Annotated in this window: 25 protein-coding genes and 1 pseudogene; 22 read left to right on the top strand and 4 right to left on the bottom strand. The window is 41.4% G+C overall.

Going from position 1 to position 25,905, the window contains the following annotated elements:
- Window positions 1–77 precede the first annotated feature (77 nt).
- From L6I86_RS26595 to L6I86_RS26570, 6 genes are all read left to right on the top strand, one after another.
- Window positions 78–848, top strand: a complete 771-nt coding sequence (locus L6I86_RS26595; RefSeq protein WP_236291422.1) for an N-acetylmuramoyl-L-alanine amidase family protein — start codon at window positions 78–80, stop codon at window positions 846–848.
- 108 nt (window positions 849–956) lie between these two features.
- Window positions 957–1,220 (top strand): hypothetical protein, encoded by a 264-nt coding sequence (locus L6I86_RS26590; RefSeq protein ID WP_236291421.1) that lies wholly within the window; start codon window positions 957–959, stop codon window positions 1,218–1,220.
- 44 nt (window positions 1,221–1,264) lie between these two features.
- Window positions 1,265–2,137 carry a carbohydrate ABC transporter permease gene (locus tag L6I86_RS26585; RefSeq protein WP_236291420.1) on the top strand — a complete coding sequence of 291 codons (873 nt, stop codon included), beginning with the start codon at window positions 1,265–1,267 and terminating at the stop codon, window positions 2,135–2,137.
- A 2-nt stretch (window positions 2,138–2,139) separates the two neighbouring features.
- Entirely contained in the window at window positions 2,140–3,018 is an 879-nt protein-coding gene (locus L6I86_RS26580) for a carbohydrate ABC transporter permease (protein WP_236291419.1), read from the top strand.
- A 33-nt stretch (window positions 3,019–3,051) separates the two neighbouring features.
- Entirely contained in the window at window positions 3,052–4,158 is a 1,107-nt protein-coding gene (locus L6I86_RS26575; protein WP_236291418.1) for an efflux RND transporter periplasmic adaptor subunit, read from the top strand.
- Between the two features lie 33 nt (window positions 4,159–4,191).
- A complete protein-coding gene (locus L6I86_RS26570; protein ID WP_236291417.1) occupies window positions 4,192–5,607 on the top strand; it encodes an ABC transporter substrate-binding protein in 1,416 nt (471 codons plus the stop codon).
- A 176-nt stretch (window positions 5,608–5,783) separates the two neighbouring features.
- Here L6I86_RS26570 and L6I86_RS26565 read toward each other — a convergent pair whose 3' ends face one another.
- A complete protein-coding gene (locus L6I86_RS26565) occupies window positions 5,784–6,335 on the bottom strand; it encodes a helix-turn-helix domain-containing protein (protein ID WP_236291416.1) in 552 nt (183 codons plus the stop codon).
- Window positions 6,336–6,567: 232 nt separating this feature from the next.
- On the opposite strand from L6I86_RS26565, the gene L6I86_RS26560 reads away from it, so the two are divergent.
- The 3 genes from L6I86_RS26560 (at window position 6,568) to L6I86_RS26550 (ending at window position 9,007) form a co-directional block, all read left to right on the top strand.
- A complete protein-coding gene (locus tag L6I86_RS26560; protein ID WP_236291415.1) occupies window positions 6,568–7,227 on the top strand; it encodes an alpha/beta hydrolase in 660 nt (219 codons plus the stop codon).
- 8 nt (window positions 7,228–7,235) lie between these two features.
- Window positions 7,236–8,006, top strand: coding sequence for a DODA-type extradiol aromatic ring-opening family dioxygenase (locus tag L6I86_RS26555; protein WP_236291414.1), 771 nt, complete (start codon window positions 7,236–7,238; stop codon window positions 8,004–8,006).
- A 236-nt stretch (window positions 8,007–8,242) separates the two neighbouring features.
- Complete coding sequence (locus tag L6I86_RS26550) at window positions 8,243–9,007, top strand: GTP cyclohydrolase II (protein WP_236291413.1); 765 nt, start codon at window positions 8,243–8,245, stop codon at window positions 9,005–9,007.
- Window positions 9,008–9,280: 273 nt separating this feature from the next.
- Here the strand turns inward: L6I86_RS26550 and L6I86_RS26545 are convergent, their stop codons facing one another.
- On the bottom strand, window positions 9,281–9,706 hold the full coding sequence (locus L6I86_RS26545) for an SRPBCC family protein (protein ID WP_236291412.1): 426 nt from the start codon (window positions 9,704–9,706) through the stop codon (window positions 9,281–9,283).
- Window positions 9,707–10,171: 465 nt separating this feature from the next.
- Here L6I86_RS26545 and L6I86_RS26540 point away from each other — a divergent pair, with 465 nt between their 5' ends.
- A complete protein-coding gene (locus L6I86_RS26540; RefSeq protein ID WP_236291490.1) occupies window positions 10,172–11,437 on the top strand; it encodes an erythromycin esterase family protein in 1,266 nt (421 codons plus the stop codon).
- A 62-nt stretch (window positions 11,438–11,499) separates the two neighbouring features.
- Here L6I86_RS26540 and L6I86_RS26535 read toward each other — a convergent pair whose 3' ends face one another.
- Window positions 11,500–11,901 carry a VOC family protein gene (locus L6I86_RS26535; protein ID WP_236291411.1) on the bottom strand — a complete coding sequence of 134 codons (402 nt, stop codon included), beginning with the start codon at window positions 11,899–11,901 and terminating at the stop codon, window positions 11,500–11,502.
- A 410-nt stretch (window positions 11,902–12,311) separates the two neighbouring features.
- On the opposite strand from L6I86_RS26535, the gene L6I86_RS26530 reads away from it, so the two are divergent.
- The 11 genes and pseudogenes from L6I86_RS26530 (at window position 12,312) to L6I86_RS26480 (ending at window position 23,761) form a co-directional block, all read left to right on the top strand.
- Window positions 12,312–13,019 (top strand): Na-translocating system protein MpsC family protein, encoded by a 708-nt coding sequence (locus L6I86_RS26530; RefSeq protein WP_236291410.1) that lies wholly within the window; start codon window positions 12,312–12,314, stop codon window positions 13,017–13,019.
- A 146-nt stretch (window positions 13,020–13,165) separates the two neighbouring features.
- Window positions 13,166–13,876, top strand: a complete 711-nt coding sequence (locus L6I86_RS26525; protein WP_236291409.1) for a Na-translocating system protein MpsC family protein — start codon at window positions 13,166–13,168, stop codon at window positions 13,874–13,876.
- A 108-nt stretch (window positions 13,877–13,984) separates the two neighbouring features.
- Window positions 13,985–15,379: a PAS domain-containing sensor histidine kinase gene (locus L6I86_RS26520; protein WP_236291408.1), complete on the top strand. Its 1,395-nt coding sequence runs from the start codon at window positions 13,985–13,987 to the stop codon at window positions 15,377–15,379.
- Between the two features lie 220 nt (window positions 15,380–15,599).
- A complete protein-coding gene (gene selD / locus L6I86_RS26515; protein WP_236291407.1) occupies window positions 15,600–16,649 on the top strand; it encodes a selenide, water dikinase SelD in 1,050 nt (349 codons plus the stop codon).
- Between the two features lie 50 nt (window positions 16,650–16,699).
- The gene (gene mnmH / locus L6I86_RS26510; protein ID WP_236291489.1) at window positions 16,700–17,758 is read left to right on the top strand and encodes a tRNA 2-selenouridine(34) synthase MnmH; all 1,059 of its coding nucleotides are present in this window, start codon (window positions 16,700–16,702) and stop codon (window positions 17,756–17,758) included.
- A 466-nt stretch (window positions 17,759–18,224) separates the two neighbouring features.
- On the top strand, window positions 18,225–19,253 hold the full coding sequence (locus L6I86_RS26505) for an aminoglycoside phosphotransferase family protein (RefSeq protein WP_236291406.1): 1,029 nt from the start codon (window positions 18,225–18,227) through the stop codon (window positions 19,251–19,253).
- Between the two features lie 187 nt (window positions 19,254–19,440).
- Window positions 19,441–19,770: a hypothetical protein gene (locus L6I86_RS26500; protein WP_236291405.1), complete on the top strand. Its 330-nt coding sequence runs from the start codon at window positions 19,441–19,443 to the stop codon at window positions 19,768–19,770.
- Between the two features lie 123 nt (window positions 19,771–19,893).
- Window positions 19,894–20,568: a histidine phosphatase family protein gene (locus tag L6I86_RS26495; protein WP_338113446.1), complete on the top strand. Its 675-nt coding sequence runs from the start codon at window positions 19,894–19,896 to the stop codon at window positions 20,566–20,568.
- A gap of 322 nt (window positions 20,569–20,890) precedes the next feature.
- On the top strand, window positions 20,891–22,033 hold the full coding sequence (locus L6I86_RS26490) for a zinc-dependent alcohol dehydrogenase (protein ID WP_236291404.1): 1,143 nt from the start codon (window positions 20,891–20,893) through the stop codon (window positions 22,031–22,033).
- Window positions 22,034–22,559: 526 nt separating this feature from the next.
- Window positions 22,560–23,360 (top strand): annotated as a pseudogene (locus L6I86_RS35830) (aminoglycoside phosphotransferase family protein).
- A gap of 125 nt (window positions 23,361–23,485) precedes the next feature.
- Complete coding sequence (locus L6I86_RS26480; protein ID WP_236291402.1) at window positions 23,486–23,761, top strand: hypothetical protein; 276 nt, start codon at window positions 23,486–23,488, stop codon at window positions 23,759–23,761.
- A 161-nt stretch (window positions 23,762–23,922) separates the two neighbouring features.
- Here L6I86_RS26480 and L6I86_RS26475 read toward each other — a convergent pair whose 3' ends face one another.
- Window positions 23,923–25,233, bottom strand: a complete 1,311-nt coding sequence (locus tag L6I86_RS26475) for an amidohydrolase family protein (protein ID WP_236291401.1) — start codon at window positions 25,231–25,233, stop codon at window positions 23,923–23,925.
- Window positions 25,234–25,390: 157 nt separating this feature from the next.
- Between L6I86_RS26475 and L6I86_RS26470 the strand changes: the two genes are divergently transcribed.
- Complete coding sequence (locus L6I86_RS26470) at window positions 25,391–25,819, top strand: MarR family winged helix-turn-helix transcriptional regulator (protein ID WP_236291400.1); 429 nt, start codon at window positions 25,391–25,393, stop codon at window positions 25,817–25,819.
- Window positions 25,820–25,905 lie beyond the last annotated feature (86 nt).

Raw genomic sequence — 25,905 nt, 5'->3', positions numbered from 1 at the left:
TACACCTCTATTAAACTAACTCTATGAAATGAAAGTTTCAACCAGATAGAGTTTGTATAATGAGAGGAGCTCCACCTATGAAAAAAAATGGAATTCTTGCCTTCACTGTCATAAGTACACTTATTTCCGGCTTTATTGTATATAACGTTCAGGCTAGCAGCCTTTTTAAAAATGAAACTTCTCAATCTGCTGCACAGACTAACGTACATTCTGCTACTAGCAACTCTATGAATAAAGTAAACCGTATTTTAGCAGGGAAAACGATCGTCATTGATGCAGGGCATGGTGGCAAAGATGTAGGTGCAACAGGACAAACAGGCATTCATGAGAAAGATTTAACGCTTCAAACGGCATTAACTATCAAGCAGGAATTAGCTAAGAAAACGGGAGCAAATATTGTATTGACTCGTGAACAGGATGATTTTCTGTCGCTTGAGGAGCGAGTGGAGATTGCAGAGAATCACGCGGCAGACCTATTTATTAGTATCCATTTTGATGCATTTACTACGAATGATGTAGCTGGTATAACAACTTATTACAACAAAACATCAGATCGAAAATTAGCAACTCTGATACATGAAGAGCTATTCGAGCAAGACCTAGATACCAGAGACCGCGGTGTAGCACAAGCTGATTATCATGTACTTCGAGAGAATCAAAGCCCATCTCTTTTACTCGAGTTAGGATATATATCCAATCGAGCTGACGAACAGCGAATTCAATCACAAGATTTTCAAATCAAGGCAGCTACAGCAATTACGGAAGGTATTATCTCTTACTTTAACGTAATCGTTTTCGACAAATTCTTGATCTCATCTTTATTTCGATTCCACTTTAGATTTGCATAAGGGTAGTAGAATAACCCAATGAAGACAAGTAGAAAAAGAATAACACACTATGAGAATCGAGGCGATATCCTATTGAGAAAAACAATCATCCCTATCATCTTAGCTACTATGACGCTAGTCGGTTCTATACCTGTTTCTGTGGATACTGATAACTGTGAGATTGTTGTGACTAACTTGAATTCGGATCTAAAACTGCACATGCCCGTTGCAACGTTCCAATTACCAGCTGAGAGCAAACAAGAGCTCAAGACAATTGGCCATGAATATACAATTTCCAACGATGATGGGAACTATGGCGACCACGTTGATGTCCAATTTGTGGGAGAAATTTTGACTTGTCTTTTTCTTGATGTGAGCAGATTAAGATCTTAGTAAGGTTCAAGAGAGAAATAAGTGTTAAGTAGGTGTTTACAAGAATGAAGATACAACAGTTATTACGAAGACAAAGTGTCGTTGCGATTGGTTTTCTCGCGCCAAGCATCTTTGGATTTGCTATTTTTTATTTATTACCATTTGCTCTAGGTGTCGTCTACTCCTTTATGGATCGTACGATTGATGGGTCATTCGTAGGCTTAGCTAATTATCTGGAGCTGTTAGCAAGCGATTCTTTCCGCAAAGCCTCAACGAACACCTTGTTGTTTACAGGTATTAGTGTGCCGCTTTTAATCGTTGTTTCTCTACTTATTGCGTTGCTCTTAAATCAACATATTTTTATCCGTGAATGGCTTAGAACCGCTTATGTATTACCGCTTGTAGTACCTGTGGCATCGATCGTTATGGTTTGGCAGATATTTTTCGATTGGAATGGTGCGTTAAACGGGTGGCTGCATCAAGTTGGTCATGAGCGTGTTGATTGGATGAATTCCGAGTGGGCGAGAGGGGTCATATCCGCTGCGTACCTTTGGAAAAATGTTGGCTATAACATTATTTTATTTCTAGCTGGCCTTCAAAGTATTCCAACCGATTATTACGAAACAGCTGATTTAGAAGGGGCTGGACCCTTTCGAAAACTAACTTCCATTACGTTGATCTATTTAATACCAACCTTATTTTTTGTTGTTCTCATGTCGATTATCAACTCTTTCAAGATTTTCCGTGAGACGTATTTAATCGCAGGGGATTATCCGCATGACAGTATTTATATGCTTCAGCACTACATGAACAATATGTTTTACTCTCTTGATGTTCAGAAGCTAACAGCGGCAGCAACCTTAATGGTCATTGTGATCTTTATTCTTGTTCTTGGGATGATGACACTGGAGCGCAAATTCAGACAATTCATGGAGTGATTATGAAAAAATTAGCTTTTTTTCAAAAATGCATTGTATCCGGTACGTTATTGGTCATTTCAATTTGTATGATTTTCCCGGTCGTGTTCACATTTACGAACTCATTGATGACGGAGAATGAAATAAGTAGCAACTATCATTTGATTGGCCAGATGGTCGAGAAGAGCACAGAAAGCAAAGAGCAATTCATTACATTAAAACTCATTCCCGATTGGGTATCCTTTGCACAGTACGGGAAGATTCTTTTTGAAACGCCAACGTATTTAAACATGTTCTGGAATTCTGTTTTCCTGGTGGTGCCAATGATTATCGGGCAAGTTGTTGTGGGCTCACTGGCGGCTTATGCCTTAGCTAAACTACGTTTTCGAGGGCGCGAACCCTTATTCCTTGCCTATGTCATGGTTATGCTAATGCCATTTCAAGTGACTTTGGTGCCGAACTATATTATTGCTGACAAACTTGGCCTATTAAACAGTGCAAGTGCCATCGTGTTGCCTGGAATTTTTGCTGCGTTCGGTGTCTTCATGCTAAGACAGTTTATGCTTTCAATTCCGTATTCCTATGTTGAAGCAGCCATTATGGATGGCGCTGGGCATCTCATGATTTTTCAGCGTATTATTGTTCCGCTAATTAAACCTGGCTTGGCTGCGCTTGTCGTGCTTCTCTTTGTGGATTATTGGAATATGGTCGAGCAACCTCTAATCTTCTTGGAAGATGCCTTCAAACAACCATTGTCGCTTTACTTATCACGTATCCAAGGAGAAGCGCAAGGTATTGGTTTCGCAGCATCCGTGCTGTATATGTCTCCCATGTTACTCCTATTTTTATATGCAGAGCGTTACTTTATTGAGGGTGTTCAGTTGTCTGGGATCAAAGGCTAGTACAACGATCACATCTAAGAAAGGAGGATTACCTTGAAAACTCAAATTTCGGATCAGGTTGGAACTGGCTTAAATCCCAAAATGAAATGGGCTTCGATCTTATTTATTGCTGTATTACTTATCCTTACCCTTTATAGCAATACCATTCTCACGATGAATCTACCTAAGGTCGTAGCGGAAGAGGGGAAATCAGAACCACTCGTTCAACAGTACAGCGGCAGTGGTGATCTACAACCGATTAGCAAAGTGGAGCTTTCCAACAAGTCCGGATGGACGATAAAAGATGTTATGGTGAAAATCGGAGACCATGTCGAGAAGGGGCAGATACTCGTGACTTACGAGAGCAAAGAAGCATCTCGTCGCATTTTAGATGAGGAGGCGTCACTATCTAGGCAGAAATTAATGATGGAAGGCATGCAAGAACACTACATTGAAGCTGTACAAAGCGGTGATGACCTCAAGATTCGTGCCGCCAAACGAGAGCTGGAGATTGCTCAACTGGATAAAAGCGTCCAAGAGCGAAAGATAAAAGAGTTGAAGGATGACTTCGCCAGCCTAAGTCAAATCGCCGCGCCATTCGAAGGCGTCATTTCAAAGTTATCTGCTGTGAAAGGTCTTGCCTCAGGCAGCGATGGGGGTGATGTAACGATCTCGAATTCGAGCCTAGGGTATCAGTTAGTATTACAAATGCCATCAGCGATCTCAGCAAAGTTAGAACTTGGCAGCAAACAGGATATTGCTGTCAAAATCAATGGGCAAAGAAAAACCTATGAAAGTGTCATTTCTGGGATTGAAAATTCGGATGAGCAAAAGAAAAAAGTAAGTTTAACTGTGCAAAATGCCCAATTGCAAGGCGGCGAACAGGCTAATGTGGAATTAACCGTAAGTTCTGCTACCGGCGAAGGCATGCTTCTACCTTCTAAAGCTATACATGGTGAGGGTACGAACAAATATATGTTTGTTATAGACGAACAGAAGAGTCCACTCGGGAACACCTATCATGCACGCAAAGTGTTCGTTGAGGTAGGAGAAGCCACTGAAGATGCCGTGATCGTTCGAAAGGGTGCGTACCCTGGGCAGATGATCATTACAGATAGTAGTGAATCGCTCACAGACGGTGGACGTGTAAGAAGAAATTAGAATTTTTGAAATTAATCAAGGAGTGAAGTAAATATGAAAAATAAGTTTCTTATTCTCACGATTTTAGTCGTTATGTTCAGTTTGACAGCATGCAATGAAAGAACATCGGTCAACCAAAGCGAACCGACTAGCAGCAATGCGGTAAGTACTGCAAGCCCGAGTAGTCCAACGAATAGCCCTGCTGGAAAAGAAATGAGAATTGAAGATGAAAATAAAGACAGCAAGAAGATGATTGTCGTTTCGATTCTTTCTGCGACCGATTTCTACAAACAAGCGAAGCAGCGGTATGAGGCAGCCCATCCAAATACGAAAATTGAATTTAAGGAATTTGTTAAGGCAGGCAGCGGAAGTGGTGTTATGAGTGCATCCGAAGTAGAGAAGTATATAAAACAATCTACAACCGAGATTTTATCCGGAAAAGGGGCTGATTTATTCGCTCTTACAACGGTCGACTTACCGATCGACAGGTATGTAAATAAGCAAGCGTTCGTGAACGTTGGAGAATTCATTAAACATGATACATCCTTTGACCAAAGCCAGTATTATATGAACATCCTTGACAATTCCAAAATGAATGGTGGGCTCTATGTCTTACCAACCATGTTTTACTTGCAAGCGATGTTCGGAGATCAGGTGGCAATTGAAAAAGCAGGCGTTGCGATTGATGATAAAAAGTGGACGTGGAGCCAGTTTGCAGATGTAAGTAAATCCTTAGCTGCCAAAGGTGCTCATACGCATTCGTTAAGTGGTTTGGATCCTGAGAATATGCTGAATGCCATTGTTTCGGACAATTATGAGCGGTTTGTTGATGGGGCTAAAGGAAAATCGAATTTTGATTCGACAGATTTCACTGATCTGCTTAAACGTGTAAAGAGTTTATACGATGACAAAATCATTTCGGCTAAACCGCTGGGAGCCAAGGATAGTAATTTCTTACTGTCGGAATTTTTTTCGCCAAGTGATTTCATCACGCGTAATTCTCTCTATTATACGAGTGGTACGATCTATCAGAAACCGCATTCGGCCGAACAGCAATCTGGTGTTGCCTTTGGCGGATTGCAATCCATTGCTATGAACGCGAATTCCACAATCAAAGCAACAGCTTGGGATTTCATGAAATTCCTTTTATCTGAAGAGATGCAAAGTATTCCTCAACAAACGGGATTCCCATTGAAGAAATCAGTGAACGAGAGGTTGATTGATCAAATCTCAAATGATGCCAAAAAAGGCACAGTGAGTACTATGAAAGGCGGAAACGTCAAAGTTTCTGAGAAAGACATCCAGGTCCTTAAGACGATGATCTCAGAAGCGAGTCTTCCAATATCCAAAAGCGACAAGGTTAGATCGATTATCGCTGAGGAGTCCAAGGCTTTCTTCACTGGGCAAAAGACTGCTGAAGCTGTCGCTAAGCTGATTCAGAATCGTGTGATGACTTATTTAAATGAATAAATAAAGACCGTTGAATGCTAAATGAACAAAGACCAGACAACCATACGATATATAACGTGTGGTTGACTGGTCTTTGCATAACTATTGAAAAAGAACGCCCTCAACTAATCCATATGGCTCGGTTGAGGGCGTTGTAAGGTTTAATCGAAATGAGGAATACAGACTGCATTCTTACTTTAGATAAGGTCTCGTCCGCTGTCGCTTTCTGTATAGATGGAAATAAGCACAATTGCCGATTCTTTCCCTATATTTCTTACCAAATGAGGTGTACATGCGTTCCAACTGAACGAATCACCTTCTCCGAATTCAGCCGCATCCTCACCCTGTTCTGCGAATATTCTTCCTTTAATAACGACATGGACCTCCTCGCCTTCATGAGCATGAGGTATATCTCCCGTTGATGCACCAGGAGGGAACTCTACCACCATCATCTTGACGTTCTTTGTGGAGCTTAAATGCTCTACCTTTAAATTGTCAGAACCGCTTGTTGTAATGCTTCGTTCTTCCTTGCGAACAACCATCATTCGCTCCTCTTTCCTCAAGAGCAAATAAGCTAAAGGCACCTTTAAAGCCTGTGCTATGTTCTCAAGCGTCGAAATAGAGGGGGAGGTTTTATTGGTTTCAACCTGACTCATGAAGCCTTGGGACAAGCCGGTTTCTTCGCAAATTTGGGCGATAGTAATATTTTTTCTTTTCCGAATTGCCCGTATCGTTGAGCCGATATCCATCCTGATTGCACCTCTCATAAAATATTAGTAATACAAAACTTAATTACATATTAACAAATATTCTATTGACACGCTAGCATGCCATATATTAAATTACTTATATAAACAATATTTTATTATTACTAATATTCCTGAAGACTTAGTATGTAGATGCATGGTTCAGCTCAATTGATATTCCACAGACTTATTAAGAAAAAGCGCAGCTAATAACTTAAAACGAGGAGGATTTTTTATGAATTCCGCTTATTCATACGATGTTCATTTACCGGCGAATATGGACCCAGACAAGAAATATCCGGCAGTCCTTACCTTGCATGGCAAAGGCTCCAATGAAAAAAATATGTTCGGTTTGGTAGCTCCGTTGGCTGATAATTTTATCATTATCGGTATTCGCGGTAATTTACCGCTTGGAGCAGGATACCAGTATTATGATTTGAAAAGTTTGGGTAATCCTATTCGAGAGATGTTTGACGAAGCGGTAAGAGAGCTTGAAGCATTCATTCAATATGCGACGGAAAAATATCCGATCGATCCAAGTAAACGGTATTTGCTTGGCTTTAGCCAAGGTGCGATTCTGTCGATGACACTTGCACTTACGATGGGAAATGAGCTGAAGGGAATCGTTTCACTAAACGGGTACGTTCCTGACTTTGTGAAAACGGAGTATCCATTGCGAAGCGTGAAGGATGTATCCGTGTTTATTTCCCATGGCGAGTATGACTCCGTATTTCCAGTTCGGATAGGTCACGAGACAGCGACGTATTTCAAGGAGCAGACGCCGCGCCTAACATTTCATTTATATCCAACGGACCATGGGGTATCGGAAGAGAACCAGTTTGATTTTCTGAATTGGCTTAAGCAGGATGCTGGTTTGATTACAACTAAGGAGTGAGAAATGGTATGATGCCTTCCTATTTTTTCGCGCATGGCGCCCCATCGATCGTGCTTGAGGATAACGAATACACAAAACTGCTTAAGAATTTTAAGGACAATATACCTAGACCGAAAGCAATCGTACTCTTTAGCGCTCATTGGGAGGAGTCGGTACAGACAGTCAGTGCTACTGAAACGTATGAAACTATTTATGATTTTGGCGGGTTCCAGGATGAGCTTTATACAATGACCTACCCGGCCAAGAGTGATCGTTCTCTAAGCGAACGTGTTCGAGCATTGTTTGAAAAGAAAGGCATTCAGAGCGTTCTGAATGAGAGTAGAGGACTGGACCACGGGGCTTGGGCGGTTTTGAAGTTACTTTATCCAGAGGCGGATATCCCAGTTGTCGCACTATCCGTGAATCGTAATCTGAGCAACGAGCATCAGTATCAAATCGGCAAAGCGTTGTCGGAACTTAGGGAACAGGATATTCTCATTATCGGAAGCGGAGGAACAGTCCACAATTTAAGAAGATTGAATTGGCAGTCCGAAGGAAATGATGATTGGGCTGAACAGTTTGACAATTGGCTCCAGGATAAGCTCGAGTCATGGGATACAGAGGCACTATTTCAATATCACGAACTGGCTCCTCATGCTCAAGAAGCCGTGCCAACGAGTGAGCACTTTATTCCGCTGATTCTTGCAATGGGATCTGGTGACACCAATCGTCAGGCGAATCTGCTTCACCGTAGCTATCAATACGGGAATCTAAGCTTAAGCTGTTGGCAATTTAATTAAGCACGATGAGTTCGCTTAGCCGATCGTGATGTTAATTGGTATGGCGACGGTATTATTTCTGTTAATTTGGTGCATGGCTAAGGGGGCAAAGTCCGTATACAGACAAAGGGTGTGGCGATCGTGCTGATCATTTATTTGAAGGTTGTTGTTTTGAGATATGAAGCTTTTGAAAAGATATAGTAACCGCTGCGCCGATTGTCGGAAATCCCCATGCAGATTGAAAAGGAGAAGTATTCATGCCTGTCGTGCAAAAATTTGACCCTAAAGTAATTTCACTGTTACAAGAGAGAATAAAACTGATCAAAACGGACGAAGAAAGAGCAGTATATCTTGTCGGACCCATTAAGCTGCCAGTTAACTTAAATGGAGAGACAGTCCAGTTTAAGTGGTACTGCTGGCTCAATTGCAACGAAACGACTGAAGATTTTGAACGTATTGTCGCCAAATTATCTTCTGCTAATTTAGCGGAATATCAACAGTCGAGTGTACTCGTACATGGAGATTTTCAAAATGCAGATCATGCCTTAATTCGCTTTCACTCCATCTGTCATACCGGGGATATTTTCGGCAGTAAGCGATGTGACTGTGGTTATCAGCTCAATCAGTCGTTGAAACATATTTCCGACCATGGAAGCGGAGCGTTATTTTATCTAGCCAATCATGAAGGACGCGGTATCGGGCTCTTTAGCAAAGCTCTTGCCTATATTCTACAAGAAAACGGATACGATACGGTGGATGCCAATCTTCAACTTGGTTTTGTTGATGATTCACGTGATTATAGCGACGCGATAAAGGTTTTAAAAGCACTTCGGACAAAGCCGGTCACGCTGATCACAAACAATCCCAAAAAATTAGATGCACTTCGTAAAGCAGGAATGGATGTAGAGGATCGTGTACAGCTTTGGGGAGATGTATCCGAATATAACGAGAAATATTTGAAGACGAAAATCGAGCGGTCCGGGCACTTAAACGGAGACGAAGGTTGTTGTAATAATGACTAACAGCGATGTGTTCCCTTAAAGAAACCTTCTCAGAAGAAGATGGCAAGGAGATGGTCCCTGAACTGGTCATTGGTCATCTTCTTTAATGTTCACACTTAATGAATTGTAGTTGACCATATAATCTGCAATCAAATCCCGAAGTTCTTCTAAAAGCTTAATAATAAGTTGAAAAGGCAACCAGTCCTAGTGGATTGGTTGCCTTCTCTCAATTACACGGGCAGGATAGTTGAATCCGACTCACGAATAACGTCCTCGATTTACTTTATCCTAATCTTATTTAGAAATTTCACAATATTTTTTAAAGTTGTCTAGAAACGCCTGCCAGCCTGCTTTTTGCATCTCAATGGAATTAGTAGTTTCTGCCTCAAAAGATTCAATTACCTTAGTATCGTTTTCTTGACGAATAAAAGTGATTGCAACTTTTCTTCCATCTCCCAAAGTGTAAGAAATAAATTCATTAATTCTCACTTCATCATAAACTCCACCAAGATCAAATCCAAAGCTTCCATCCTTTGCTTCCAATCTTGTAAGAAATTTGCCGCCTACCCTTAAATCATTTTCGGCATTTGGTGCATGCCAATCATCAGAAGCAAAAGACCATTTCGTTATATGCTGTGGTTCTGTCCAGTATATCCACACTTTTTCAACTGGTACATGTACTGTGGTTTCTACCGTTATTGTTTGATTAACTGTTTCCATTCTAATTACCGCCTCACTATATGTATTTTAGATTATCTATAGTTAATTATACCATTAAACTAATGATGAACCATAATTGGCAGCTAACGGGAGAACGATAGCTCAAAAGACATCAGGAAAAGGCTGCCGATAGTCCTAGAACGGCAGCCATCTCAGAGATAAGAGCGCAACATTTCAATATTCACCTTGTGTTATAAATATCGTCTACGTATAAGACACAAGAGGTGATTTTTCTATCTTTAGCTAGAATTGTTCTATTTGACGTTCTAAGTATGAGCTGGCTTCTTCCTGAGGTTGGATCTTTAATGTTGGTAGGAAGGTAAGTATGTGGGGCATATCGCCGATGCGATCTGTTTACCATTGAATTTTCAGAAAAAAGCGCTTCCCCGTGAAGCGCTTTTTCTTCGTATTTTTGTGCATACTACGTAAGAAAACTCATTATGAATAGGAGTAACTCAAGTGAACATGGATGAACTTATCGTGGAACAAATCAAGAAACAGGCTGTGCCTTTGAACAGTACAGATGATTTGGAGGTATTAATCGAAGCGATTGGCGATAAGAAGTATGTTTTACTTGGTGAAGCCACGCATGGTACTTCCGAATTTTATAAGCTGCGCATGGAATTGAGCCGTAAATTGATTGAAACGAAGGGGTTTTCCTTCATAGCGGTTGAAGGGGACTGGCCATCCTGCTATGAGGTTAACCGGTATGTGAAGCAGTACAAGGATGCGAAGTCAAGCACTCGTGCTGTAATGGAAGGGTTCAATCGCTGGCCAACGTGGATGTGGGCAAATGAAGAAGTTGGGGAATTAATGGATTGGTTAAAAAAGCATAATGAAGACAAACCGATTGAGCAGCGCGTCGGTTTCTATGGACTTGACGTTTATAGTTTATGGGAGTCCCTGGAAGAAATTGAACGCTACCTGAAGAAAAAAGGCACACCTGAGCAGTTAGCTTTAGCTCGTAAAGCCTTTGAGTGCTTCAATTCCTATGATAAAGAGGGGCAAAACTACGGCGTTTCTGCGGCTTTCTACGGTGAGAGCTGTAAGGACGATGTCGTAAAATTGCTGAAGGAGCTTCACGTGAAACGAGTGCGGTACGACGAAGATAGCGAAGCCGCCCTTAGTGCAGAATTAAATGCGCTTGTTGCCGTAAACGCGGAGGATTATTACAGCACCATGGTCAAGCATGACGCGGAATCGTGGAATGTCCGCGACCGACACATGGTCGAGGCGCTGCGCCGCCTCGCTCTCCACCACGGCTCAGATGCCAAAGTTATCGTCTGGGAGCATAACACACACATTGGCGATGCGCGCGCAACCGATATGATGACCGACGGCATGATCAACGTCGGCCAGCTTGTGCGCGAAGCGTACGGTGAATCTGATGTGTGTGCAATTGGCTTCGGCACTTACCGCGGTACCGTCATTGCCGCGAAATCTTGGGGCGCGCCGATGGCGACGATGCAAGTGCCCGCTGCACAGCAGGGCAGCTGGGAGGAGCTCATGCATCGCGCTGGCGCGTATGATCAGATCCTCCTGTTAAACAAGGAGGATCCGTTACTCGGGCACGAGGTCCTGGGACACCGTGCCATCGGTGTCGTGTACCGCCCCACTTCTGAGCGAGGGAACTACGTTCCCTCAGTGATGGCTCGGCGGTACGACGCCTTCGTTCATGTGGACGAAAGCCATGCACTTCGTCCGTTAACTATAGAAAAAGTGCTTGTGTGAACCCACACAAGCACTTTTTCTTATACGCCGGTGACCATATGCAAGTGACAGGCGTTTCCATATTAGCGTTTTGGCATTTTGCTCTCATCCATGTACAGCAGGTTCCAGCGGTGACCATCCAGGTCGGAAAATCCTGCGCCGTACATCCAGCCGTCAACTTCACTCGGCTTGCCAAAGATACTTCCTCCGGCAAACTCTACTTTTTGAATGAAGGTATCTACTTCTTCTCTGCTTTCAGCGCCAATGGAAAATATTACTTCTGCGCTATGGGAAGTATCTGCTTTTTTTGAACCTGTAAATTTCTCAAACGCCTCATCCGGGAACAGCAGAATCGTTGTTTGACCTATGGCAAGCTTGGCTCTTTCGTTACCAAAGCTCACCGCATGGAATCCAATCTCATTGAAAAAGGCAGTAGACCTTTCAACATCTTTGACCGGCAGGTTAATCCAAATCTCCTGTTTCATAGCTGTATCCTCCTGAAATATAATTTTTTCAATTACTCCTACTATACTATACTTCTAGCATCAGAAGTGAATCTTATAAATGAAACCATAAGATAAAGAAGATACTATTATCTGGAAGGATTTCACAGATCATAGCATGAGGTACTTCAAACACAAACAAACGGTTGTTTTATTTAGTAAAAGTTATTACAATAAAAATCGGGGTAAAAGATATTATGCTTTAACCTAAAGTTATCTAAGTTATTTCTCATATTTTAATATCGCTTTTGGCATGAATGAACCAGAGACAGCGCTGGACATAAGCCTAAATACAAGTTGTTTATGACAACTCTATTTAGGCTTTTTTTAATTTCGTAAATACTACATCAAGGTAAAAGATGCATGCTTTACCTAAGTCGAGGATGAATTTTTTGGATAAGAACGTTAAACAATCTCAAAATGAAATTGCAAGTTATGTTGGCAGATTGCTAAGAGATGCTTTTGGAAAAGGTCCTCAATCTGTTTTCGTTAGCATCAACCGCCCTTATATAGTCATTTATTTACGGAATTTCTTGTCGCCAACGGAGAAAATACTTCTTAGGCAGGATCAGCTTCTTTCCATTCAGCACACAAGAGACCTGGTGATGAGATCGTTAATCCCGGAAATAAAAGCCTACTTGCTTATTCATACTGGTATGGAAATTTGTGAGTTTTATTATGACTGGGCACTTCACAATCAATCAGGCGTCTTTGTTGGGATCGGATCAGATGACGACTACCATTTTACGGCAAGCATACATGAGGAATACTTAGGAAGAGAGGCGCTTCATCAAAAAGTTGAACAAATCAGTCGTCAGATTCAGAAGAGTCCTGAGGACATCTATTCCTACATGATTAATGAAAGAACACTCGTGGTTATCCGCAAAGGTATTCTGATCAGCATCGGGAAAGAGTTCATTCGACTTGGATTTGAGGAAAGTTTAAAAATAGCGGAGCGCAATCTTGAAAAAAGACATCTACATAACAATAACGCACATTTTCAGCACATATTACATTCAGGAATTATGGATGTCTTTACTGATTGGGATTTTCATCTGGATAAAGGCATCATAGTGTTCATTTTAAATCCAAGTCAATAAACCCGAGTAGTGTTTTTCTTATGTAAGGGATAGTATGGGATAAAAAGGAAGATAATATATTCGAAGGTTCTTTCGTTGTTTTATTTAGTAAAAGTATTTAAAATTAGCATAGGGTGAAAGACAGAACGCTTTTGCCTATACCGAGGATGAATGATTTGAACACGACCGAGAAACAGACAAATTTTGAAATCGCAGGCCATGTTGGCAGATTACTTCGAGAGGCTTTCGGTAAAGGGCCGGAATCTATTTTCGTAAGTATTAATCGTCCGTTCGTTGTTATCTATTTGCGCAGCTTTTTATCACCGACTGAGAGAATACTTCTTAAGCAGGACCAGATTTTCTCCATTCAAAATACGAGAGACCTCGTGATGAAATCATTAATTCCTGAAATTAAAGCCTATTTGTTATTACTTGCAGGCATGCAGATTCGGGAGTTTTATTATGATTGGGGATTAAATAATCATTCAGGCGTAATGGTAGGCATCGAAACAGATGAGGATCGATTACAAGCCTGTTTGCAGGAAAGGTATACCGGTAAAGAGGAGCTTCACCAAGAAATTGATACGATTAGTTTCCAAGTGCAAAAGAGGCCGGAAGAGCTCTACTCTTGTATGATCAATGAAAGAACACTTCTTGTCATTCGAAACGGCATTCTAATCAGTATCGAGAAAGAATTAATTCGGATCGGCCACGAAGAGAGCTTGAAGCTGGCAAAACGTAACCTAGAAAAAAACCACTTACATAACAACAGTCATTTTGCCGATATTTTAAAATCGCAGGTGATTGATGTTTTTGTGGATTGGGATTTTCACCTTGATAAAAGCGTCATCGCTTTTATTTTAAATCCAAGTCGATAATTCGGCGGTAATGAGCCAGAGATAGTGCTGGACATAAGCCTAAATACAAGATGCGAAAGCACCTTCTATTTAGGCTTTTTTTGACTTTTTGTGAGAAGAGGAGAGCACATGGTTGATATTCCTGAACACCTTCATGTATTTGATCGAGTTACAGATGCATTTTTTGCAGTTAATAACGAGTGGGTACTTACATACTTGAACAACGAAGCGTCTAGACTACTGTTCCATGGGAAAACGGATCTCATTGGTAAATGTTTATGGAATGAATTTCCGAAAGCCTTAAATTTGTCATTTTATGAACACTATATCAAGGCGATTCATGAACAAGTGACTGTGGAATTTGAAGCCAATTTTCCTTCTTTAGAAAAGTGGTTTGATGTAAGGGTCTATCCATCCTCTAATGGTCTTTCGGTATACTTTAAGGATATTACTTGCAAGAAGCGGGTCCTATTACGAAATGAACAGCATTACGAGTCGCTTTTTAAATATAACCCCGATGCGGTATTTTCTTTGGATCTAAAAGGGAATTACCTCAGTGTTAACCCAGCAACAGAATGTTTGTTGGGATATCGCGAAGATGAGCTTCTACACATGACATTTATTCCGCTCATCCCATCTGAAGAATTGGATAAGACGATGAATTACTTTTTGGAAGCATCTAAGGGCATCACACAGCATTACGAGACGAGAGTTTACCATAAAAACGGGAAGATTCTCGATGTTAAAGTTACCAATATGCCAATCATTGTGAACAATGAACCTATCGGTGTGTACGGGGTTGCGCGAGATATTACACAGGAAAATAAGAATGAATTGCTATTATTGGAGTCTGAACAGCTTACTGCCGTTGGACAGCTCGCCGCTTCAATAGCCCATGAAATCAGAAATCCGCTTACCTCTCTCAAAGGGTTCGTGCAGCTGATTGAGAATAAGGTACCGGGGGTCAATAAAGAATATTTTAGTGTTATGATGGAAGAATTGGGTAGGATAGAGCTCATTACGAGTGAACTGCTGTTTTTAGCCAAACCGCAAGCCCAGGAATTTAAGATTGAACAAATGAATAAAATCATTCAGGATGTTGTGCTGCTCCTTGGCTCACAGGCTTTAATCAATAGAATAGAAATCAGAACCGAAAATCTAGCTTGCTTACCCGCCATGCTATGTATTGGGCAGCAGTTAAAGCAAGTTTTTATTAATCTCATCAAAAATGCGATGGAAGCCATGCCGGGAGGCGGGGTCATTGAAATCAAAGCTTCCATGCCAAGTACTTCGCTTATGCTGATCCAGGTCGTAGACCAAGGAAAAGGAATTCCAAAGGAGTTAATCTCCAAAATTGGCTCTCCCTTTTATACAACGAAAGAGAATGGGACCGGTCTTGGCATGATGACAACAATCAAGATTATCAAATCACACGGTGGGAACGTTAACATATCGAGCATCGAAGGACAGGGGACTACGATTGATGTATATTTGCCGGTAGTTTCTTCGGTTTCTACAAGCTAAACGGGACAAGTTTCGGATATTTGATCTACTCAGTGCGGAAATTACAATAAACTATACAGAAAGCTTCAACTAACATCTCTGATAGCTGAAGCTTTTTGTTTTACCTTAGATTAGATTATGGTCAGGTAAATAGGTTATGATGGTATCATATCGTGAAAAAGACAATATTAAATACAAAATTCATGTTTCCTGCTGATAAAAAGAAAGGAAGAAGCGCACTATGTCGACAACTGATAAAATTAAGCTTACATCTTATTCAACCAAAGGTGGATGCGGCTGTAAAATTGGTCCTGCAGATCTTTCGGAGGTCATTAAGAAATTACCTCCAGCTCTTCCAAATCCAAACCTTCTTGTGGGCATTGACACCAGTGATGATGCCGGAGTTTATAAACTGAGCGAAGAGCTTGCGCTTGTGCAAACGGTAGATTTTTTCACGCCTATCGTGGATGACCCCTATTCGTTCGGACAAGTAGCTGCTGCGAATGCGATTAGTGATATTTATGCCATGGGGGGCAGGCCGCTTACCGCGCTAAATATCGTAGCATTTCCAATTCGTACATTAGACAAAAATGTGTTAGCTGAGATATTACGTGGCGCAGGCGATAAAATGAAGGAAGCCGGCATTACACTCGTAGGCGGACATTCCATTGACGATAACGAGCCCAAATTCGGACTTGCAGTTACAGGGTTGGTACATCCTCAGAAGATACGTACTAACGCGGGAGCGATTCCAGGAGATAAATTAATTCTGACGAAGCCAATTGGTGTAGGCATTTTAACTACTTCGATTAAGAAGGATAGGTTAAATGATCAGGAAGTGGAGCGAGTAACACAGGTCATGGCTACACTGAATAAAACAGCTGCAGAAACGATGGAACCATTTGAAGTGCATGCTTGCACAGATGTTACCGGTTTTGGCTTGATCGGACACTCTCTCGAAATGGCAAAAGGTAGTGGAGTCGGTATTCGCCTTATTGCAGATGATGTGCCTTTATTGCCGAGAGTAAGGGAGTTGGCTGAAGAAGGTTTTGTTCCTGGGGGCACTAAGAATAATTTCGCCCATGTACAGAACTCAGTTACTTTCCCAGACACATTAGATCAGATCGGTCAATGGATCTTATGTGATGCCGTGACATCCGGAGGCCTTCTAATTTCCGTGGCGGGAGAACAGGCTAATGAATTGCTTAGTAAGTTGAAACTAGCTGGGGTCGAAGCAAGTATGATCGGAGAAATAACAGAAGACAATTCGTGCCGTATTGTGGTCATCTAAGCTAATGCTATGCTAGTTTTCTTATGAAAACTTTAAAGGGGCGAGATTCATTGTTTCAAGACATCACCATAGAAGAATTATTAGCTCTTAGAGACAAAAAAGAGTTAGTTATGATCGACGTTCGTTCGCCTTCGGAGTTTCAGGACGCGACGATTCCAGGAAGCATAAACATTCCATTTTTTGATGATAACGAACGTGCAGAAATAGGAACCATTTATAAGCAAGTGAGTGTTCAGGCTGCTAAAGATAGAGGTCTGGAGATCATCTCGGCCAAATTGCCGGCTTTTATAAAAACGTTTGAAGGAATCAAAGAGCAAAAGGCGGTTTTCTGTTGGCGCGGTGGTATGCGAAGTCATACTTCTGCTACAGTTCTAGCGTTAATGGGTATCCGAACTTACCGTTTAACAGGAGGCTTTCGTTCCTATCGTAGATGGGTCGTCGATACGCTTGAAAAAATGGATTTTAAACCTCGCGTATGTGTGATTTCCGGGAATACAGGAGCAGGAAAAACAGCGATATTAAGACGTCTGCAAGAAGATGGATATCCTGTACTGGACTTAGAAGCTCTTGCAGGGCATCGGGGTTCTATTTTCGGTCATGTCGGCCTCCAAGCAAACAATCAGAAGACATTTGAAGCACATCTCGTTACTAAACTTCTTCAGTTGAAGGATTCACCCTATTTTCTGATTGAGGGAGAAAGCAAGCGGATTGGAAAAGCAGTCATTCCTGAGTTCATTGTTAGCAAAAAGGATACAGGTACACAACTATACATTGAAATGCCTATTCGTGAGCGTGCTCGTCATATCATTGAAGATTATCGCCCTTGGGAAAACAAAGTGGAATTGCTTAAAGCTTATAGTAGAATAAAGGGCCGAATCCACACCCCGATCGCCAAAGATATTGAAATAGCTCTCCATGAAGATCAATTTGAGACAGCAGTTAGCTTCTTATTGGAGCATTATTATGATCCGCGATATGAACACGCAATGAATAAATACGAGCAAGAAATCATTACGATTCGAGCAAACACAATAGATGAAGCGGTAGTCGCTATAAAAGAATATTTAAAATCAGTAGATGTAGAAAGTAAACATATAAATTACACGTAATCTTAGGTTGACAAAATGGAGTGCAAACTGGCAACGGTTGAGGCACTCCATTTTTTGTGGATTCATTCGATTCATTGAGGTGTGTTGTGAGCAAAAAAAATAATCCGTAAATTCGATAAACAATCCAACATATAAAGCTAATATAGATGAAAAACCATTCGGTATCGTGGTAGTAGAAGTACACTATTATCTTGACATTGATCGGTATAATACTAACGCAGTTACTTACGAAAAATGATAATTTAATAAACCGCGGTTTTATAGGAGTTCGATTTTCGGAGCGGATACTTCAAGAAATTCCGATTGCCGACAAGATTACCTTAACCGCTCTGCTAACAGACAGAATTGTTATAATTAAAGTCTTCCCAAAATAAAGGATTACATTTGATATAATCATTTAAGCAGCTGGTATAACGACTGTCGTTTTCTCATTAGCTAGGCGACAAAGAAGAAAATGGAGGAATAAATGAATATTGAACTTGAAAAGCTGATTTATGCTTTAACCCAACGGTTCAAGATGAATATCATCTCCACCGACTGCCAAACTATGCCGTTACAGGGCGGAACCGTGGGAAAAGTTTTCCTGGTAACGGGGATCGCCGAAACCGTGGATGGCGAAAAATTGCCTTACCGTATAGTGCTGAAAATTCAGAACAAATGGGAGCGTTACGGCGATCCGGGTTCATGGCGTAGGGAATATGATCTCTATTCATCTGACTTGGGAGCGACTTTTTCGCAAGCCCTCCGCTGGCCGACATGTTATCACGCCGAGTTCAATGCCGAAGTTAATGAATACCATCTGTGGCTTGAATATATCGATGGCGTAACCGGTTTAGACTTGACCCGTGACATGTATGAAAAGGCCGCGCTGGAGTTAGGGCGCTTTCAAGGCAAACTGTATGCTGTGCAACCCGCCGTGTTGCAGAGCCTGACCAACCTGAGTCATGCGGATCTCATGAAGAATACGTATTTGCATTACCGGTCATGGCCGGTCGTCTACGATTATATACGATCGGAGGACTGCGAATTGCCTCTGCACGTGCGGCAAATGCTCATCGACATCGTTGAGCAAGCAGACGAGATATTCGCCCGTATTGAAAAATTGCCCCTCGTGCTGTGTCATCGGGACTTTTGGGTAACCAATCTGATCTACGCTGACGGGAATTTCGCGCTAATCGATTGGGATACCAGCGGATGGGGCTACCTAGGCGAGGATCTCGCAAGCCTGATTGCGGATGAACCGGATATCGATCACATGGTCGAACACTACCAGCGATGTATCCCTGCGTATTACAAAGGCTTTTCGGAGTATGCGGATGTATCTCGAATTGCCGATCATTGTGTCTACGAGATAATCCTTCTCGTATTCGGATACAGACTTGTGGAAGGGTATCTCCACACAGAGGCTGATGTTGAGAAGACGAAGCGTGTCCATACTCTCCAAAAAATCTATGAAATGAAGAACATACCCTTGATGGTCACATCTGGTACATAGCCTGAAATAAAAGGTAACTATAGACACAGTGGCAGCCGGAATATACGATCGGCTGCCATTATCCGTTAAAGTAACGGGGAGATTTGCTTAATCGCTTCACGAATACCTCTAATTTGGGGAATTTGCGAAATTCATAAAATTGGCGTTATATGCAATGTCCTAAATATATTTTTTTGAGGTGAAATACATGAAGATTAGATGTAGATGTGGAGATATCATCGTAGATCAAACGGATTTTCATTCAAATAAAGGGTATCTCATTTCAGATCAAGATTATTTCGACTTCTTAGATGCAGTAGATAACGCAATAGAAAATTCAGGACCAACAGCAAAAGATAAAGAGCAAGCCGTAATGAGTATTAGATATCTTATTGGTGAATTACAAAAAACAGTTTACCAGTGTTTCACTTGTGGACGTATGTATATAAATACTAAGGAGAATGGACTCAAAGAATTTACAACAGGTGAACATTCTCAAGGAAGCAGTATTCTTTCATCAGCGAAAGGTGAATTATGAGTATTCAAAAAACGATAATTTTCTAAATCTTCATGATGATTACTATCAACTTCTTGCAGACTTAAGTGAGAAGGGCATAGCTCGCTCGGCCTTATTAAGGCATAACAATAAAGTAATACACTCATGGAAACCAATTTAAAATCAATTGAAAGTTACTCGATGATGAGGTCACATGTTGCGAAGTTCATTAATAAGCCGTTAGCTGAAACCAATGCAGAGCAGATAAAGAAAGAAGTGAAAAAAATGAAAACCATTATTTACTTTGTCAGACATGCCGAATCACCATACATTGAAGGTATGGAGAGAACAAGAGGACTATCTGATAAAGGCAAATTAGATGCACTAAAGATCAAATCAATATTAATAGATGAAGGAATCGATATTTTTATATCTAGTCCGTATGAAAGAGCAATTCAAACGATTAAACACGCAGCTGATACTAGAAAGATTGTAACTTATGAAGATCTTAAAGAGAGAGAAATAGGCGAGATTGGAGAAATGAATTTTAGGGAAGCTAAACTGAAAGTTTATAAAGACATTTATTACTCATTTCCTGATGGTGAATCGACCATCAGTGCTCAAGGAAGAGCAATAAAAACAATTGTAAAAATATTAAATGAGTATAGAGAAAAGAAAATTGTAATCGGGACACATGGGGATATAATGACCTTGATTTTGAATTATTTTAATAACCAATTTGACTTTGAATTTTGGGAATCAACTTCGATGCCAGACATTTATAAATTAGAATTCAAAGATCATGAATTAATAGAAGTTAAGAGGCTTTGGTTGGAGTAGCTCGAAGAAGTCACTGGTATCAGCTTGAAATTCATGATTTATCAGTATCTCTTGTTGTATAGGTCATTTTGTAACACCGAGGAAGATGTCCTGTTCCACTTTATATTGAGCAAACAAGGCGTAGAACGATTCGTTCTACGTTTTTTTTATTACTCTTGGATTCGGTGCCTGGGATAGAAATGATGTAATCCGCACAGATTACCATTAAATGCTTGCTTTCAATAACAAAGTGGTGCAAGAGCAAAAGGTTATTTATCAAAGTGAACGACCATCGATAATTCAGCAAACAAGAATACATAGAATAAAACAAAGGAGTAAATAAATGAGAGCTGTAACCTACCAAGGGTTAAAAAATGTGAAGGTTAAAGAAGTTCCTGACGCAACAATCCAGAAGTCGGATGATATCCTTGTCCGCATCACAACAACGACGATATGTGGCTCGGACCTTCATCTTTATAACGGAGAAATTCCTAACACTCCAAAGGATTTCATAATTGGACATGAACCAATGGGGATTATCGAAGAGGTTGGCAAAGATGTGACTAAAGTGAAAAAGGGAGACCGTGTCATTCTTCCCTTTAATGTTGCATGCGGTCATTGCTGGTATTGTACTCATCAACTGGAAAGCCAATGTGACCATTCGAATGATTTTTTACATGGTGATACAGGCGGTTATCTGGGGTATTCCGAAACTTTTGGCGGGTATGCAGGCGGACAAGCTGAGCTTCTCCGTGTTCCTTATGGGAACTTCGTTCCTTTTAAAGTGCCTGAGGATGCTGAAATGGAAGATGAAAAGCTCCTCTTTCTATCTGACATTGTACCTACAGCCTATTGGAGTGTGGACAATGCAGGCGTGAAAGTTGGAGACACCGTCATTGTCCTAGGGTGTGGACCCGTAGGCTTGCTAGTGCAAAAATTTGCCTGGCTGAAAGGTGCAAATCGCGTTATAGCCATCGACCATGTTGATTATCGTTTGGAGCATGCTCGGAAAACAAATCGTGTAGAAGTCTTCAATTTTAAAAAGCAGGACGAGCTGCTACAACATCTTGCGGAGCTTACGGGTGGTGGTGCAGATGTGGTTATTGATGCCGTAGGACTGGATTCGGAGAAAACTTTTGTCGAAAAGGTAGAAACGATGCTTAAGCTGCAAGGTGGCGGTTTAGGAGCATTCAGGATGGCCACTAAACTTGTGCGCAAAGGAGGCACTATACAAGTAACTGGTGTATATGGCGCAAATTATAACGCATTTCCTTTTGGTGATCTGTTTAGCCGTAATATTACTGTGAAATTGGGACAAGCTCCTATTATTCACTATATGCCTGAATTATATCGTCAGATTAAGGAAGGTGTGTTTGATCCGACTGATGTGATCAGTCATAGGCTTCAACTAAGTGACGCAGAACACGCCTATAAGATATTCAATAATAAAGAGGATCATGCAATAAAGATTGTCTTGAAACCTTAGCACATACGGTTTAAAACGAGCATATAAAATTTAACAAAAATATGTAGAGAGCGATTAAAGTTGAGCTTCGGCCAGGTAATATCAGTTTGTAAATATTGATGATAGAAAAGTAGCTGCAAATATAGCAAATCTTACTCTCATATATAGATTTATCGCTTCTGGAGAAGAGCTTGTAACGGACTTTGAGGAAGTTCGTGCGCCAAATGACGAATATTTAACTTACGTTACGTGGTTAATAAAGGATCCGGAGAATTTCGAACAGGAAAATTATCCAAAACCTAGTTAGGTAGCGCGGATGGGTCATTCCGCTAACTGTTAACAATAGTTCAGGAACCAGGGAGTAGTTTGCCGACGGCAGGATACTCTTATTCATTATGCTAGAGAGCAGGTTTGTTACAATAATCACTATCACAATTTACTAGCATGACTGAGGCGGACGTTAAGGAGATTGCCTGCTTTTCTTTTTACCTTATCGATTATAGTAATTCATAGGAATATTATTCTAAAATGGAATAGGGTGTTTCTTATGGGAGTCGGCGAACGGATTGGCAGAGGCAACACTGCGGATATTTATGCACTAGGGTCGAAACAGGTCCTTAAAGTATTTCGCGAGCCGAAACTGCTTCACCTTGAGCGGAATATTAGTACCGCTATTGAGGAGTTAGCGGTAGGTGCCCCAAAATTTTATGGAATCGTAGAAACTGACGGTCTTACCGGACTTGCATATGAGAGGATCCTGGGACCTTCCATGTTAGAGATTCTAATGGGTAAGCCGGAAAAAGCTGCAGAATACGGTCGTCAGCTGGCTCAGCTTCACGCCAAGATACACAGCGTCAAGGCAACAACCGGTCGTTTGGAATCCATTAAAAGTCGACTGGCTTATATGATCAGCGGCATTCGTCACGTTGGCTTCGAGCCGTTATGAGAGGTGATCGAAAGCCGTCTATCCGAGCTTCCCGGGGGTGATCATCTTTGCCATGGTGACTTCCATCCTGGCAATGTGCTTTTAAGTCAGAGCGGTCCTGTCGTCATCGACTGGATGACCGCAGTATGTGGTCCGGCACAAGCCGATACAGCCAGAACGATTATTATACTACGTCACGCAGTCTTGCCGTCGGAGCTTCCCGAGGTCGTTATCCAGACGTTTGCTCAGCTTAGAACTATATTACTGCAAACGTACGAGGACACATATCTCGAACTGACCGGATACAGCCGGGAGGAGCTCGCTAAGTGGGAGCTTCCGCTAATGGCGGCACGCCTAGGTGAGAGCGTTCCGGAGGAGGAGCAACGCACTCTGCTCGATATAATACAGCGACAGCTAAACTAGTTTTCATCACTTAGAGAATTAAGCTAACGGATAACGATACTAAATGACATCAGATTGCCAGGAATTCAGACTGGTATATTATTTTGAGGTGATTATTATTAATAAATAGAAGTGAGGTTTACGAAATGGCAATTTGTTTAGAATTTGAATTAGTGATGATAAGAGGTACCGTTGCAGAGTATACATTTGGAAGTTGCTTAAAGGAAAAAGATCGAGTATTTGAAGTTGATATCCCCAAGTTAATTAGTGGTGAAACTTCTATGGACACTCCGATGGATGAAGTAGTTAAACTAAAGAACGACAAGCAATCACAATCTATGGCGAACAGAGTATTCGGAAAGATATATAAGCATTATCTTGAACATCATGAATACGTTTCTAAGGGCGGTTATTACGCATAGTTAATAACCTAACGGTGAACGTTACTTCAATAACTACAAAATGAGGCTGCCACCGCGAAAACGAGTGGCAGCCTCATTAAGCTATTGGGTTGATTAATTACAAAGTCGAATAGCAGGGCACTCCTCGAAATAGAGTGCCCTGCTACGAAAATTGGAAATAATCAAATTTGTTTTTGTACACCTTTGAACCATATAACTTTAATAGACAGGGTATCCGAGATATTGATAGTCGGGTCGCCATTGACCAGTACTAGGTCAGCGCGAGCACCTTCGGCAATACGGCCACGATCATAAAGACCGAACCGGCGGGCCGGTTTGGAGGTAGCCGATTGAAGTGCTTCTGTTGGAGTAAACCCGGCTGTAACCAGCAATTGCAATTCGTGATGTACGCTGGCTCCATGAGCAAGGCCGCCAAGGTTCGGAACGGGGACGGGGGCGACATCCGTCCCAACCAGAATATCTACACCGGCCCTGTGAAGATCCATCACATTTTTAAAGCTATTTTCTATATTGCCTTGCGGGAAAGTATTAAAGCTTGAGTTCAAAATATCGATCCATTCCGGACTTAATTTGGAATGAACACGTGGGTCATTCGCCAATTGCGATGCTGGGTTCCCAAGAATAGATGAGTTCAAAACCAAACACGGTGTAACAAACGCGCCAGAATCGACGATGGATTGCACTAGATCCGGCGTGTAATCGGGCCTGTCGATAAACAGGTGGCCCAATCCGTCTACGCCAAGATCGATGGCGGTTTGGGAAGAATTAGCAGTCAAAACGTGGGCGATGACGATTTTATCGAACTTATGGGCTTCTTCCACCGCTGCTTTTAGAATTTCGTCGCTTAAAACAGGCAGTCCAGGAGCGCCCATGACTGTTCCTTCTTCAATCATAATTTTTACATAGTCTGCTCCATTCTCCATCTGGGTATGAACATGTTTAATCGCTTCTTCCACCGTTGTTACTTGCGGCACTTCATCGTGATCGTGGGCGTAAGCAGCGAGCATAGCTTCCCGGTCTTCCTTCGATAACTTCTCCAATTCCTTTAATACGAAATCTGGAATCTCATCCCCATCTGGCAGCAATTCATCCGGGTGACCACCAGGAGCGGTGACTGCCGTACCTGCAGAACGGACATCAGCGATATCATCCGTATTTTTCAATTGAATCGCACGTCCTCTTTCTGTAAAGTCACCGTTCATTTCGAGTTCTGTTGTCACACCGAAATTTAATGCATCCCGTAATCCACCGATGGAAGTATGAACATGCGCGTCAATTAAGCCGGGCAATAATGTTGCATCCTCAGCATCGATGATTGTTGCATTCGCCGGAATGTCGCCACCTACTGCAACAATGGTTTCCCCTTTGATGACAATACTCCTTGATTCTATTACTTTTTCTCCATCGAAAATACGCACATTCGTAATAGCAGTAATTTTTTCCGCCGAAGAGCTTTGGACTACATTCTTCATATTGTTATCCTCCTTGGATACGTTTTATAACAATTTGGAGTATAACTGTTAGGTAACTAACTGTCAACAAACTAATATTTAATTGACATGAAAGGTGGATATTTGTATAGTTTACTTACTAACAGTTAGTTTTCTAATAATATGAGGAGGTACGCTCATGAAGCCTCACAAGAATACGACTTATCTAGATTTGTTTCAGGTTATTGGTCTTAAGTTAAAGAAAAAAGCGGACGAGAGTATAAAAGAGTTAGGGTTAAACGCTCAACAAGGAAAAATGATTGGCTATATCTACGAAAACCAAGAAACGGAATTAATTCAGAGGGATCTTGCTGATAGGTTTCATCTGCGCGGGGCTAGCATCACAGGTATGCTTCAAGGTCTTGAGCAAAGAGGATTCATCGAGCGTAAAATCCCAGTCAATAATGAACGACAAAAAAATATTTATGTTTTGCCAAAGGGCGTTGAATTGATTGAAGATTTTAATGAATCCTTTCAAAAAGTGGAGGACGAAATCGTTCAAGTCCTTTCCGAAGATGAGAGACAAATCTTAAAGGAATTGTTGATCAAAATTAATGAACGCTTATAATTGCATTTGGAATCCATACTTCTTGGTACGAAATGAGCCACGCCGCCAAAGGACGATGTGGCCGTTTCGCCTTGTGGCTGCCGGAT

It is taken from the genome of Paenibacillus allorhizoplanae (assembly GCF_927798215.1).
Lineage (GTDB): Bacteria > Bacillota > Bacilli > Paenibacillales > NBRC-103111 > Paenibacillus_E > Paenibacillus_E allorhizoplanae.
The sequence above is the reverse complement of the archived record's forward strand: the minus strand, read 5'-3'. Positions and strand labels throughout refer to the sequence as shown.

What these genes read in the sequence shown, in the direction of transcription:
- L6I86_RS26525 (WP_236291409.1), top strand. Translation starts at nt 13,166, where the DNA reads ATGAATGATTTGAACACGACCGAGAAACAGACAAATTTTGAAATCGCA.
- L6I86_RS26470 (WP_236291400.1), top strand. Translation starts at nt 25,391, where the DNA reads ATGAAGCCTCACAAGAATACGACTTATCTAGATTTGTTTCAGGTTATT.
- L6I86_RS26555 (WP_236291414.1), top strand. Translation starts at nt 7,236, where the DNA reads ATGATGCCTTCCTATTTTTTCGCGCATGGCGCCCCATCGATCGTGCTT.
- L6I86_RS26595 (WP_236291422.1), top strand. Translation starts at nt 78, where the DNA reads ATGAAAAAAAATGGAATTCTTGCCTTCACTGTCATAAGTACACTTATT.
- selD (WP_236291407.1), top strand. Translation starts at nt 15,600, where the DNA reads ATGTCGACAACTGATAAAATTAAGCTTACATCTTATTCAACCAAAGGT.
- L6I86_RS26590 (WP_236291421.1), top strand. Translation starts at nt 957, where the DNA reads ATGACGCTAGTCGGTTCTATACCTGTTTCTGTGGATACTGATAACTGT.
- L6I86_RS26585 (WP_236291420.1), top strand. Translation starts at nt 1,265, where the DNA reads ATGAAGATACAACAGTTATTACGAAGACAAAGTGTCGTTGCGATTGGT.
- L6I86_RS26560 (WP_236291415.1), top strand. Translation starts at nt 6,568, where the DNA reads ATGAATTCCGCTTATTCATACGATGTTCATTTACCGGCGAATATGGAC.
- L6I86_RS26500 (WP_236291405.1), top strand. Translation starts at nt 19,441, where the DNA reads ATGAAGATTAGATGTAGATGTGGAGATATCATCGTAGATCAAACGGAT.
- L6I86_RS26535 (WP_236291411.1), bottom strand. Translation starts at nt 11,901, where the DNA reads ATGAAACAGGAGATTTGGATTAACCTGCCGGTCAAAGATGTTGAAAGG.
- L6I86_RS26545 (WP_236291412.1), bottom strand. Translation starts at nt 9,706, where the DNA reads ATGGAAACAGTTAATCAAACAATAACGGTAGAAACCACAGTACATGTA.
- L6I86_RS26520 (WP_236291408.1), top strand. Translation starts at nt 13,985, where the DNA reads ATGGTTGATATTCCTGAACACCTTCATGTATTTGATCGAGTTACAGAT.
- L6I86_RS26565 (WP_236291416.1), bottom strand. Translation starts at nt 6,335, where the DNA reads ATGGATATCGGCTCAACGATACGGGCAATTCGGAAAAGAAAAAATATT.
- L6I86_RS26570 (WP_236291417.1), top strand. Translation starts at nt 4,192, where the DNA reads ATGAAAAATAAGTTTCTTATTCTCACGATTTTAGTCGTTATGTTCAGT.
- L6I86_RS26495 (WP_338113446.1), top strand. Translation starts at nt 19,894, where the DNA reads ATGGAAACCAATTTAAAATCAATTGAAAGTTACTCGATGATGAGGTCA.
- L6I86_RS26480 (WP_236291402.1), top strand. Translation starts at nt 23,486, where the DNA reads ATGGCAATTTGTTTAGAATTTGAATTAGTGATGATAAGAGGTACCGTT.
- L6I86_RS26490 (WP_236291404.1), top strand. Translation starts at nt 20,891, where the DNA reads ATGAGAGCTGTAACCTACCAAGGGTTAAAAAATGTGAAGGTTAAAGAA.
- L6I86_RS26505 (WP_236291406.1), top strand. Translation starts at nt 18,225, where the DNA reads ATGAATATTGAACTTGAAAAGCTGATTTATGCTTTAACCCAACGGTTC.
- L6I86_RS26550 (WP_236291413.1), top strand. Translation starts at nt 8,243, where the DNA reads ATGCCTGTCGTGCAAAAATTTGACCCTAAAGTAATTTCACTGTTACAA.
- L6I86_RS26475 (WP_236291401.1), bottom strand. Translation starts at nt 25,233, where the DNA reads ATGAAGAATGTAGTCCAAAGCTCTTCGGCGGAAAAAATTACTGCTATT.
- L6I86_RS26580 (WP_236291419.1), top strand. Translation starts at nt 2,140, where the DNA reads ATGAAAAAATTAGCTTTTTTTCAAAAATGCATTGTATCCGGTACGTTA.
- L6I86_RS26540 (WP_236291490.1), top strand. Translation starts at nt 10,172, where the DNA reads ATGGATGAACTTATCGTGGAACAAATCAAGAAACAGGCTGTGCCTTTG.